This window comes from Alphaproteobacteria bacterium (assembly GCA_004295055.1).
Taxonomy (GTDB): domain Bacteria; phylum Pseudomonadota; class Alphaproteobacteria; order SHNJ01; family SHNJ01; genus SHNJ01.
Genome location: SHNJ01000012.1, coordinates 1 through 12,538 on the forward strand (window position 1 = coordinate 1; position 12,538 = coordinate 12,538).

The window sequence follows — 12,538 nt, forward strand, 5'->3', positions numbered from 1 at the left end:
ATTGGGATTCCCAACCGTCATTATTTGCCTGCGCGATTATCAGCATCCGATGTATGGCGTCTATGCGGTGCGGGTACAAACCAAACATAAAACCGATTTGCCAGGCGTCGCCAATATTGGCATGCGCCCCACTATCGGCGGCAAGGCGGCACGGTGCGAGGCGCATATTTTCGATTTCACCGGCGATTTATATGAACAGCGCGTGGGCGTGGATTTGATTAAATTCATCCGCCCGGAAAAAAAATTCGCTGGCATTGAAGAATTAAAAACTCAAATCGCGCAAGACAGCGAAACCGCTAGAAAAATTTTTTCGATTTAATATAATAAAAAAACGGGGGCCAATTAGCCCCCGTTCGATGATAAAACAATTTTTATAAATTAGCGCATGTCGGAAGTTTTCGGAACTGGGCCGACGGTCCATTCATAGGTTTTTTCTTTCATGGCTTGCTGGCGTTTTTCCATGTTTTCTTTTTTGTTGGCCATTTTCTTTTCAATCAATTCTTTGCGTTTGGCTTGCATAGCTTCGCGCTTCATTTTGGCGTTTTCGCTGTTGGCGGTTACTGGCTGGTGCGCCGGGGTGGCTTTGCCTTCGGCTTTTACCGCTTGGTGCGCCGGGGTGGAATTGGATTCGGTGATGCTTTTTTGTTGACCTGCCATAGCGGGCAATACGGTGAACATAACCAAAGCAAGGGCGAGGGTTAATAGTCTCATGATGGATTCCTTTCTGATACTGATCTGATACTGAACGTTATTTTGAATACCCTGTCCACCTTACTCGGGTGATTGCGGAATTCAATAATTATCGACCATAGCGGATAAATTTGTTTGGAATATGGCTAAAGCCTTGATGAATTTCGCCTATCTAAAGGGTAGACATATCAAAATTTCCTGTTATTTTAATAGCTTATGCAAAAAATCCAAAGGCAAGGGTAACCATACATGTCCGAGCAAAAAGACCTTTACAAAAACACGGTATTTCTCCCTAAAACAGATTTTCCAATGCGCGCCAATTTGCCGCAAAAAGAGGTGGAGATTTTAAAGCAATGGGAAGCGCAGAAATTATCGGACCAGATTAAGGCCAAAACGCGCGGCCGCGAAAAATTCGTGCTGCATGACGGGCCGCCATACGCCAACGGCAATTTGCATATCGGCCATGCGTTGAATAAAATTTTAAAAGACGTCGTCAACCGCAGCCAACGCGGTTTAGGCAAAGAAGTCGATTATATCCCTGGTTGGGACTGCCATGGTTTGCCGATCGAATGGAAGATCGAAGAAAAATACCGCGAACAGAAAAAAGACAAAGACCAAGTGCCGATTTTGGAATTCCGCAAGGAATGCCGCGATTTCGCCGCGCATTGGATCGGCGTGCAGCGTGAGGAGTTTAAGCGCCTGGGCGTCGAAGGCGATTGGGACAACCCTTATTCCACCATGACATTCCCGGCCGAAGCGCAGATTTTCCGCGAGATCGGGAAATTCCTGGTCAACGGGTCTTTGTACAAAGGCATGAAATCGGTGTTATGGTCGGTGGTGGAAAAAACCGCCCTGGCCGAAGCCGAGGTTGAATATCACGATCATAAATCGCACTGGGTTCATATCCGTTTCCCGGTTGTCAAAACCAAACTAAAAGAAATCGAAGGCGCTGGCGTTGTCATCTGGACCACGACCCCATGGACCATGCCGGGCAACCGCGCCATCGCGTATGGCGAAGAGATTGACTATGTTCTGATCGAATCGGGCGAAGCCGAACCGGAATCTTTGGTAAAAACCGGCACCAAAATGGTGGTCGCGCAAAAATTATTGGATAGTTTTTGCAAAGAAACCAAAATCAAATCCTATAAAACTTTGGCGGAATTCACCGGCGACAAATTGCTGGGCACCGTGTGCGCTCATCCATGGCGCGGCAAAGGATATGATTTCAATGTGCCAATGTACGCCGGCGATTTCGTGACGACCGATGCCGGTACCGGCCTTGTGCATATCGCGCCGGGTCATGGTGAAGATGACTTTAATTTGGGCATGAAACACAAAATCGAAATCCCAAACACCGTGCAAGGCGACGGAACTTATTACCCGCACGTGCCGATGTTCGCCGGACAACATGTATTCAAAGTGCACGACAATATTTGCACCGAAATGCAGGCCGTCGGCGCCTTGATGGCGCGCGGCACCTTAGTGCATTCTTATCCGCATTCCTGGCGTTCCAAAGCGCCGTTGATTTTCCGCAATACGCCGCAATGGTTTATCGGCATGGAAGAAAACCAATTGCGCCAGCGGTCGTTGCAAGCGATCGACGAAACCAAATGGTTCCCGCAATCCGGCCGCAACCGGATTTATTCGATGGTGGAACAACGCCCGGATTGGTGCATTTCGCGTCAACGCGCCTGGGGCGTGCCAATTGCGGTATTCACCCATAAACAAACCGGCGAACCGCTGCGCGATCAAACCATTGTCGACCGCATCGCCGACGCATTCGAAAAAGAAGGCAGCGATATCTGGTACAAGGGCGATCCATGTCGTTTCCTGGAACCGGAGTATCCGACATCGGAATACGAACCGAGTTTCGATATCGTCGATGTATGGTTTGAATCGGGATCGACCCATGCGTTCGTGCTGGAAGGCCGCGATAATCTTGCCTGGCCATGCAACCTATATCTTGAAGGTTCGGATCAGCATCGCGGCTGGTTTCAATCTTCCTTGCTGGAATCTTGCGGCACGCGCGGATCGGCGCCATTTAAACAAGTATTGACGCACGGTTTCGTTCTGGATGGCGAAGGCCGCAAAATGTCCAAATCCATGGGCAACGTAGTGGCCCCGCAAGAAGTGATCAAGGAATATGGCGCGGATATTTTGCGCCTATGGGTGGTTGGATCGGATTACACCGAAGATTTGCGCATCGGCAAAGAAATCATCAAACACCAGGTTGAATTGTACCGCCGTATCCGCAACACGATGCGGTACTTGCTGGGCAGTTTGGATGGATATAATCCGACCGAAACCGTGACCACCGATAATATGCCGGAATTGGAACGCTGGGTTCTGCATCGCCTCGCCGAACTCGATAAAAAAGTGCGTGATGGATATACCAATTATAATTTCCATCAGGCGTTCAACGAACTGCATAATTTCTGCGCGGTGGATTTGTCGGCCTTTTATTTCGACATCCGCAAAGATTCCTTATATTGCGATGCCGCCGATTCGGTTCGCCGCCGCGCCTGCCGCACGGTTTTGAACCATGTATTTATGTGTCTGACCCATTGGCTCGCGCCGGTATTATGCTTTACCGCCGAAGAAGCCTTTGCGGCTTACGGATCGAAAGAAAGCGTGCATTTGGGCACTTTCCCCGAAGTTCCAGCCGAATGGTTAAATGCGGAATTGGGCACAAAATGGGACAAAGTCCGCGATATTCGCGGTGTCATCACCGGCGCGTTAGAAGTCGAGCGCCGCGAAGGCCGCATCGGTTCATCCCTGCAGGCGCACCCGCAAGTATATGTCAGCAAAGAACAAGCATCGTTATTGGACGGATTGTCCATGGATGAAATTTGCATTACATCGCAAATCACCATCAGCACCGCCCAAATCCCGAAAGACGCTTTTCAGTCGGAAGAAATTAAGAATATCGGCGTGGTCAGCAAACTGGCCGAAGGAGACAAGTGCGGACGCTGCTGGCGCATTCTGCCCGAAGTCGGCAAGGCGGCAGAAGGCCATCATTTGTGCAAACGTTGCGCCGATGCGGTCGATTTGGATGCGTTGGCGGCTTAGATGGCGCGATTCAACGACTATCGAAAAACTGGATTGGCGATTGCGGCCATCATTTTGATTTGCGACCTGATTACCAAGCAGTTTTTTCAGAATTTATTGTTCGATCCGCCGCGCAGCATCGAAATCCTGCCGTTTTTCAATTTGACCGCTGTTTGGAACAAAGGTGTTTCCTTTGGTTTAATGGCTGGCACCCAAATTTGGCATTTGCTGGCGATTGCCGCCGCCATTACGGTGATTATCATCCACTGGTTATGGCGCGCCGAGGATCGTTTTACCGCCGGCGGATGCGGTCTGATTCTGGGCGGGGCAATTGGCAATATTCACGATCGCATCCAATTCGGAGCGGTGCGGGATTTTTTCGATTTTTATATAGGATCCTATCACTGGCCGGCCTTTAATATCGCGGATTCCGCTGTATTTATTGGCGTCATATTTTTGCTGTTTTCTACTGTTAAACGTCCTGATAAGATCGCGTCGTAATTTCTATCCTAAAGGTGTTTCTTGCGTAAATCGATTTTGGCTTTTTTATTATTGCCGGCGTTCGCGCTGACGGGCTGTTCCGATTTTAAAGACAATTTGGGCCTAAGCCGCCCCAGTCCGGATGAATTCCGCGTCGTTTCGCGCGCGCCTTTGGTACTTCCCCCCGATTTCACTTTGCGGCCACCGGCGAATGGCGCCGCCAATTTAGGCGCAGTTACGCCGCGCACAAAGGCCGAATCCGCCCTGCTTGGCACCGACCCTAATACAAAAAAATCCGATGCGAAATTATCGAACGGAGAATCCAAATTATTGGATCTTACCGGCGGCGATAAATCCGACCCGTCGATCAAGGCCACCATCGACCGCGAAAGCGCGCAGCTGGCTGAAGCGAATAAAACATTGTTGGATAAAATCCGCGATTATGAACCGCCCGCGACTTTGGTGGATCCGGTAAAAGAAAAAGAACGATTGGAAAAAAATAAGGCCGAGGGCAAACCGGCCAACGAGGGCCAAATTCCGATGATCCAACCGAAACGCAAGGGTTTATTCAACCGCTGATGCGCCAAATATTCGCCCTTTTTCTTGTTATAGCGGCGATTTCAATACCGCTTTCAAGCAACGCGCAAAATCTGGTTTTACAGCAAGCGACTTTGGAAAATGGCCTGCAACTGGTTGTGGTGCCTAATCACCGCATGCCGATTTTGACCCACATGGTGTTTTACAAAGTCGGCGCCATGGATGAAATAAACGGCAAATCCGGTCTTGCCCATTTTCTGGAACATTTGATGTTCAAAGGCACGCCAAACGTGCCGGCGGGGGAATTTTCAAAACGCATTGCCGATATTGGCGGCAACGAAAATGCAATGACTACGTCCGATTACACCGCCTATTTCCAGACCATTGCCAAGGAACATTTGCCGCTGGTCATGGAACTCGAAGCCGACCGGATGCAAAATCTGTCCATGAGCGAGAAAGATTTCAATTCGGAGAAATCGGTTATTCTGGAAGAACGCCGGTCACGCGTGGGCAACGACCCAGGCGCGATTTTATCCGAAGAAATGATGGCGGCGCATTACCGCAATCATCCGTATGGGCGCCCATTGATCGGCTGGGAACATGAGATCGAGGATTTGACCCATCAAGACGTCATGGATTTTCATGCCCGTTATTACGCCCCCAACAATGCCATCGTGGTGGTTGCGGGCGACGCCGATATCGCCGACGTAAAACCTTTAGCCGAAAAATTTTATGGGTCCATCCCATCCAAAACGATCGATCGCGCCGTTGAACCCCAGGAACCGGCCGGGCATGCCAGCCGCAGCCTGGTTTACCGCAGCAACAAAGTCCGCCAGCCGCAATATATAAAATATATTTCCGTGCCCGGATTTTATACCAGTCCCGACCACCGCAACATTGTTTTTGGCCTGGAAGTTCTGGATCAAATACTCAGCGGCCCCAGCGGCATTTTATACAAAGATCTGGTGGTCGGTAAAAAACTGGCGGTTGGCGTTAACGCTTATTACGATCCCGACAAACGCGGCCCGACCAATTTTGTATTGGGCGCAACGCCGGCGGAAAAAACTTCGCAAAGCGATTTGGTGAGCGCCATCGACGCGGATATCCGGAATTTCATCAAAACCGGCGTGCAAGACGCCGATTTAGTCCGCGCCAAAAAATCGTTGCTGGCCGAGGCGATATATGCGCGCGACAATAATTACCGCATGGCTTATGTGGTTGGCGAAGCCCTGGCGCTGGGCGGAACGTTACAAGATATCGAAGATTGGGAAAAAAATATCGATGCCGTCAGCAAAGACGATGTGATGATCGCCGCAAGATTGCTGGTTTATGAAGAAGGCGCGACATCTGGCTGGCTGTTGCCGCCAGGGGAGTAATCATGAAACGTTTTTTCTTTTTATTCCTTTTGCTGATTTCCATTTCATCCGCCGCGCACGCGGTTGAAATTAAATCCGTCACCAGTCCTGGCGGCATTACCGCTTGGCTGATCGAAGACCATACATTGCCGATTATATCGATGGGATTTTCATTCGATGGCGGAAGCAAACTGGACCCCATGGGCAAGGAAGGCGCTGGCGACTTTACATCGGCGCTGCTGGATGAAGGCGCAGGGCCTTATAATTCCACCGAATTTCACGACCGGGTGAAAGAGCTGGCCGCCAGCATTTCCTTTGGCGTCGACAATGACTATTTTTCCGGATCCTTGCGTACATTGACGCAAAACAAAGACGAAGTTTTCGATTTAACCAGCGTTGCGCTGGAAAAACCGCGTTTTGATGCGCCTTCCGTAGCCCGTATCCGCAGCCAGTTTATGGCGATTTTAAAACAGAAGGAATCGGATCCCGACACTCAGGCCAGCGAATTGTGGTGGAAGACTTATTTTGCCGGACACCCTTATGGCCGGATTTATGATGCAAAATCCATCAATGAGGTACAGAAAAAAGATCTGACCAATTATTTGCGCCAAACATTAAACCGCCGCACATTGAAAATCGGCGTGGCCGGGGACATAACGCCCGAAGAATTGGGCGCGGCCCTGGACCGCATGTTCAAATTCTTGCCCGATTTCGATCCGGCGATTAAACCCGTTCCATTCGCCGCGCCGCAATCCGGCAACATTGTATTTAAAACCATGGATCAACCGCAAACTGTCGCGGTATTCGGCCAAAAAGGTTTGAAACGGGACAATCCGGATTTTTATCCGCTATATGTATTGAATCATATTCTGGGCGGCGGCAGTTTTTCATCGCGCCTTACCAAAACCGTGCGCGAGGATAAGGGCCTCGCCTATTCCGTATACAGCAGCATCGATACGATGCGGGATGCCGGCATTATTCTTGGCGGCGTTGCCACCAAGCGCCAGGATTTCGAGCAATCTCTGCAATTGATCCGCCAGGTCTGGGCCGAATTGCCGGACAATCTGACCGCGGAAGATCTTGAAACTGCTAAAAAATATCTGATTGGATCCTTTCCTCTGCGTTTCAGCTCTACCCCGCAAATAGCCGGGATTTTATTGGCTTTACAGCAGGATAATTTGGGCATAGATTTTTTCACCAAACGCAATGATTTGGTCGAGGCCGTGACATTGGATGACGTGCGCCGCGTGGCCAAACAAATTTTAAGCCCGGATTATTTATTATTCGCTGTCATCGGCGATTATCATCCAGGCAAACGGGAATAGCATGACCGATTCTTACCGGCAGAATATATTTTTTCCAAACGACTTTAATAAAACCGCCTATGACGCTTTACTGATCAAGGCGAATGATGTTGCGCAAAAAATATCGGCGCAAGTCGCTGGCGGCAATTATCCGTTTTTATCGGCCGCATTAAAAGACGACGGCACACTGGATGCCGCCAGGAAATTTTCTGGCAAGTTTTCCGATGTTGTTGTATTGGGCACTGGCGGATCGTCGCTGGGCGGTAAAACCTGCTGCGCCATCGCCGATTCAAAAATCAATGTGCATTTTCTGGCCAATGTAGACCCGGATGGGTTTGATCGCGCCCTAAAAAGACTCGACCCGGAAACGACCGGGGTCATCGCCATTTCCAAATCCGGCAACACCGCCGAAACACTATGCCAGTTGCATGCAATCGTGGAATGGCTGGGCCATAACAACCTTAAGGAAAAATTGCTGGTTATTACCGAAGCTGGCGACAACGTCATGCGAAAAATCGCCGGCCAATTGGGCGTTGCCATCCTTGACCATAATCCTAAAATCGGCGGACGTTATTCGGTTTTATCGATTGTCGGCATGTTGCCAGCCGCGATTGCGGGATTGGATATTGCTAAAATCCGCGCCGGCGCGGCGGACATATTAAACCGCGCGTCCACAGCCGATTCCGCCGCCGCGATTGGCGCCGCCGTCAGCATTACTTTGAACAAACATCATAAAATCAACCAGACGGTGCTGATGCCTTATGCCGACGCGTTAAAAACATTCGCGGAATGGTACAAACAATTATGGGCGGAAAGCGTCGGCAAAAACGGGCTTGGAACGACACCCATCGATGCGTTGGGCACCGTCGATCAGCATAGCCAGTTGCAATTATATTTAGATGGCCCACGCGATAAGTTTTATACATTGATTTTGCCGGATCATGCGGAAGAAGGCGCGCGCATCTCCCCACTGAAAAATGCATCCGATGATCGACTAGCTTATTTATACGGCCGCACCATGGGCGATTTAATCGCCGCCGAAGGAAAAGCCACCTTGCAAAGCCTGAAAAACAAGGATTTGCCAGTGCGTTGCATCGAAATCGGCAAATTAAACGAGCACACGCTGGGCGCGTTATTCATGCATTTTATGCTGGAAACCATGATTGGCGCGGAATTGCTGGGCATTAACGCCTTCGATCAGCCCGCGGTTGAGGAAGGCAAAATCCTGACCAAAAAATATTTGCAAGAATTGCATAACGCGGCTTAACCGCATGACCATCCGCATCCTGCCCAACCATCTTGTCAACCAAATCGCCGCCGGCGAGGTGGTGGAACGGCCTGCGTCGGTGGTCAAGGAATTGGTGGAAAATGCGATTGACGCCGGCGCCAGCCGGATCGAGGTTTTTATCCGCGGCGGCGGATTAAATAAAATCACCGTGCGCGACAATGGCAAGGGCATGAATGCGGCTGAACTGCCATTGTCGGTCGAACGCCACGCCACATCGAAACTGACCGACGACAATTTGGATCGTATCGCATCGCTTGGTTTCAGAGGCGAGGCCTTGCCGTCGATCGGTTCTATCGCCCGCCTGTCCATCACCAGCCGTCCGCAAGATCAAGATAGCGGATTTTCAATCAGGGTCGAAAGCGGCAAGAAATCCAAACCGGTTCCGGCCGCGCATAATATCGGCACCAGCATCGATGTCGAAGATTTATTTTACGCCACACCGGCGCGATTGAAATTCATGAAATCGCCAGCGACGGAAAGCGCGCAAATCACCGATACGATCCGGCGGTTGGCGCTGGCCTGCCCCCATATCGCATTCGATTTGAACGATGAGGATGGCGCTATTTTAAAATTAAACGCCGGTCAGGGCGATTTCTTTTCCACCATTCGCGCCCGCGTTGTCGATGTGATGGGCGGCGAATTCGCGGCCAATCATTTGCCAATCGATGTTGAACGGGATGGATACCGTTTATATGGCCTTGTCAGCATTCCAACCTATAGCCGCGGCAACGCGCAAATGCAGTTTTTTACCGTCAATAATCGCCCCGTGCGCGATAAACAATTATTGGGCGCGCTGCGAGCCGCCTATCAAGACGTATTGGCCAGCGACCGTTATCCCTATGTCGCGCTATATTTGGATATTCCGGCACAGGATTTGGATGTTAATGTGCATCCGGCGAAAACCGAGGTGCGGTTCCGCGATGCCAATAAAGTGCGCGGGTTACTGATAGGCGCGATCCGGGCGGCGATTGCCAGCGAACAATCCCTGACATCCAGCAGCAGCAACCAATCCGCCATGATTATGGCTTTCCAGCGGCGCGAAACGGCGCAAAATTATGTGGCGCAACACCAATCCGGCTTTTCCGATTTTATTCCCATGGCGCGCAATCTGGATTCCGCGGCCGCCGAGGCGATTGAAACCCAGATTCATCATCCCCTAGGCGCGGCCGTTGCGCATATTCATGAAAATTATATTGTCGCGCAAACTGAATCGGGCCTGATTTTAATCGACCAGCACGCCGCCCATGAACGGATTGTGTACGAAAAAATGAAAAATGAAATGGCCGCATCCGGCATTAAACGGCAGATTTTATTGATTCCGGAAGTGGTCAAATTGCCGGCCGGGCAAAGCCGCGTATTGTTGGAACGCGCGACGGAATTGGAAAAACTGGGATTAATGGTGGAAAGTTTCGGCGCAGACGCCATTTTGGTGCGCGAGATACCAAGCATATTGGGCAAAAGTTCGGTTGCCGGGATGATCGAACAATTATCCGCCGATTTATCGGATATGGACGGATCGTTGGAATTAGAAAAAAATCTTTGGCAAATATGTTCGACCATGGCGTGCCATGGCAGCGTTAGATCGGGGAGAATTTTAAATGCCGCCGAAATGAATGCGTTATTGCGCCAAATGGAACAAACGCCTAATTCCGGCCAGTGCAATCACGGCAGACCGACCTTTATCGAATTGAGTTTGTCGGATATCGAGAAATTATTTGGCCGCAAATAAATAGAACCGTATCTTCGCCGCGCCATAAACTCGTTCATCCAGCAATTCCAATTCCGGCAATGTATATTCTTCTTTTGCCGCAGATTCGATGACGATCAAAGCACGTGGCGACAGCCAATTATTTTGACGCAAAGATTCGATGCAAGGCGCAATCAATCCTTGGTTATAGGGCGGATCTAAGAATACCAGATCGAACTGTTCCCGCGCCGGCGGCAAATTCAAGGCATCGGCAGAAATAAAATCGCATATGCCTGTCGCTTTCATATCTTCGGCATTGGCGCGCGCGGTTTTAATGTCGCGGTCGATAAAACACGCATAATCCGCGCCACGCGATAACGCCTCCAGCCCCAGCGCGCCACTGCCGCAAAACACATCCAGAACACTTAATTTTTGCGGGATCGGCAAATCGAAAATCGATGCCGGTTTTCCATGCGATAAAATATTGTACAATGCCTGCCGGGCGCGGTCTGATGTGGGGCGAATATCGTTTCCTGGCGGAACCGACAATTTACGGCCTTTGTAAATGCCGGTGGTAATGCGCACTACTTACCCCCAAAATATCCCGGCAGCAATTTATGCAATTGATCCTCGCCGATTTCCTTGGCCTTTCCGGGCCCAAGATCGCGCAATTCAAACGGCCCATACCCAAGCCGCGTCAAACGGTTCACCGCCAGACCGAAATGTTGCATCATTTTGCGGATTTCGCGATTCTTGCCTTCGTGCAAGGTAACAAACAGCCACGCATTGCGCCCGGTGGCCTTGTCTATTTCCACGGTGGCTGGCGCGTATCGCACGCCATCGACCGTTATGCCTTTGCCCAGCCGTTCTATAATTTCCGGCGTAACCGTACCATATACGCGCACGCGATAATGGCGCGAAAAACCGTTTTTGGGCAATTCCATGTACCGCGCCAGTCCGCCATCGTTGGTCAGCAAGATCAATCCCTCGCTGTTTAGATCGAGTCTTCCGACCGATACCACGCGCGGCAACGATTTCGGCAGAATATCGAAAATGGTCGGACGCCCCTGCGGATCATTGTGCGTAACGACATATCCGAGCGGTTTGTGATACAACCATAATTTGGCTTGTTTCGATTTCCATATAAATGGCCGGTTGTTCACCGTGATTTTATTGATTGGCGAAACCACGCAAGCCGGTGTTTTTAACACCTCGCCATCGACCGTAACCCGGCCTTCCAAAATCCATTGCTCGGCCTCGCGCCGCGAACATAATCCCGCATGGGCCAAAACCTTGGCAATACGTTCCGGTTTGTTTTTAATTGGCGCGGTCGGTTTTTTGGTTTGGAAAGAACGGCGCGAATTGAATTTCTGCGTCACGCGTTTCTTAGCGGCCTGTTTTTTAGGTCTGGTCATTGGCATGCCCCGATTAATGCGGAAAATATCTTTGCGTCATGCGGACTGGCCGCGTATTCCGGGTGCCATTGCACGCCCAGGCAAAAACGGTAGGACGGGGATTCTATTCCCTCGATCACGCCATCTCCGGCGCGCGCGCTGACAATCGTGCCGGTGGGAACATTTTTAATCGATTGGTGATGCGATGAATTCACCGCCAAACGATCGACCCCTAAAATACGGTGCAACATCGTGCCAGGCTCCACCGCAATATCGTGCGCGGCTTGATCGAATGGCGGTTTTTGCGAATGTTCGTGCGCATTCGGCACCGCATCTGGAATATGTTGGATCAAACTGCCGCCAAGCGCCACATTCAATGTTTGCATGCCGTTGCAAATGCCCAATACCGCCTTGCCGGATTCCAACGCCGCACGAATCAAGGCGATTTCAAAATCGGCGCGCGGGGAGTTTTTAATTTTGGATTTTGGATGCGGCTCTTCGCCATATAATTTTGGATCCAAATCGTCGCCCGCGCCCACAATCAAAAACCCATCGCATAATAAGCTGTATGCTGCGACGGCGTCCTTGCGATATGGAATTAAAATCGGATTGCCGCCGGCATTGGCCACCGCATCGCTGTAATTTTCGCGCATGGCATAATATGGCCGCCATTCCGAAAACCCGCCCGGTTTCGGTTCCTGCCAGTCTGGAATAATGCCAATCAGCGGTTTTTTCATCTTTTCTGCCCTTGAAGC

General features: G+C 50.6%; 12 protein-coding genes. 8 read left to right on the forward strand and 4 right to left on the reverse strand.

Annotated features, from left to right (window positions below):
* On the forward strand, nt 1-319 hold a 319-nt coding region (locus tag EYC62_02665; GenBank protein ID TAH36019.1), incomplete at its 5' end, for a bifunctional riboflavin kinase/FMN adenylyltransferase.
* 59 nt (nt 320-378) lie between these two features.
* On the opposite strand, the gene EYC62_02670 is transcribed toward EYC62_02665, so the two are convergent.
* Nucleotides 379-711, reverse strand: a complete 333-nt coding sequence (locus EYC62_02670) for a hypothetical protein (GenBank protein TAH36020.1) — start codon at nt 709-711, stop codon at nt 379-381.
* Between the two features lie 228 nt (nt 712-939).
* Between EYC62_02670 and EYC62_02675 the strand changes: the two genes are divergently transcribed.
* The 7 genes from EYC62_02675 to mutL are packed head-to-tail and all read left to right on the forward strand — an operon-like array spanning nt 940 to nt 10,431.
* Nucleotides 940-3,759: an isoleucine--tRNA ligase gene (locus EYC62_02675; protein ID TAH36021.1), complete on the forward strand. Its 2,820-nt coding sequence runs from the start codon at nt 940-942 to the stop codon at nt 3,757-3,759.
* Nucleotides 3,760-4,239 (forward strand): signal peptidase II, encoded by a 480-nt coding sequence (gene lspA / locus EYC62_02680; GenBank protein TAH36022.1) that lies wholly within the window; start codon nt 3,760-3,762, stop codon nt 4,237-4,239.
* Between the two features lie 21 nt (nt 4,240-4,260).
* On the forward strand, nt 4,261-4,797 hold the full coding sequence (locus EYC62_02685; GenBank protein ID TAH36023.1) for a DUF3035 domain-containing protein: 537 nt from the start codon (nt 4,261-4,263) through the stop codon (nt 4,795-4,797).
* Complete coding sequence (locus EYC62_02690; protein TAH36024.1) at nt 4,797-6,131, forward strand: insulinase family protein; 1,335 nt, start codon at nt 4,797-4,799, stop codon at nt 6,129-6,131. The genes EYC62_02685 and EYC62_02690 overlap by 1 nt, the downstream gene beginning before the upstream one ends.
* 2 nt (nt 6,132-6,133) lie before the next feature.
* A complete protein-coding gene (locus tag EYC62_02695) occupies nt 6,134-7,435 on the forward strand; it encodes an insulinase family protein (protein ID TAH36025.1) in 1,302 nt (433 codons plus the stop codon).
* A gap of 1 nt (nt 7,436) precedes the next feature.
* On the forward strand, nt 7,437-8,681 hold the full coding sequence (locus EYC62_02700; protein ID TAH36026.1) for a glucose-6-phosphate isomerase: 1,245 nt from the start codon (nt 7,437-7,439) through the stop codon (nt 8,679-8,681).
* A gap of 4 nt (nt 8,682-8,685) precedes the next feature.
* Complete coding sequence (mutL, locus tag EYC62_02705) at nt 8,686-10,431, forward strand: DNA mismatch repair endonuclease MutL (protein TAH36027.1); 1,746 nt, start codon at nt 8,686-8,688, stop codon at nt 10,429-10,431.
* On the opposite strand, the gene rsmD is transcribed toward mutL, so the two are convergent.
* Genes rsmD through EYC62_02720 form a run of 3 tightly spaced genes read right to left on the reverse strand, consistent with a single transcriptional unit; the run spans nt 10,414 to nt 12,520 of the window.
* A complete protein-coding gene (rsmD, locus tag EYC62_02710; protein ID TAH36028.1) occupies nt 10,414-10,974 on the reverse strand; it encodes a 16S rRNA (guanine(966)-N(2))-methyltransferase RsmD in 561 nt (186 codons plus the stop codon). The genes mutL and rsmD overlap by 18 nt on opposite strands.
* A complete protein-coding gene (locus EYC62_02715; protein ID TAH36029.1) occupies nt 10,974-11,810 on the reverse strand; it encodes an rRNA pseudouridine synthase in 837 nt (278 codons plus the stop codon). The genes rsmD and EYC62_02715 overlap by 1 nt, the downstream gene beginning before the upstream one ends.
* Nucleotides 11,801-12,520, reverse strand: coding sequence for a gamma-glutamyl-gamma-aminobutyrate hydrolase family protein (locus EYC62_02720; protein ID TAH36030.1), 720 nt, complete (start codon nt 12,518-12,520; stop codon nt 11,801-11,803). The genes EYC62_02715 and EYC62_02720 overlap by 10 nt, the downstream gene beginning before the upstream one ends.
* Nucleotides 12,521-12,538: the final 18 nt, after the last annotated feature.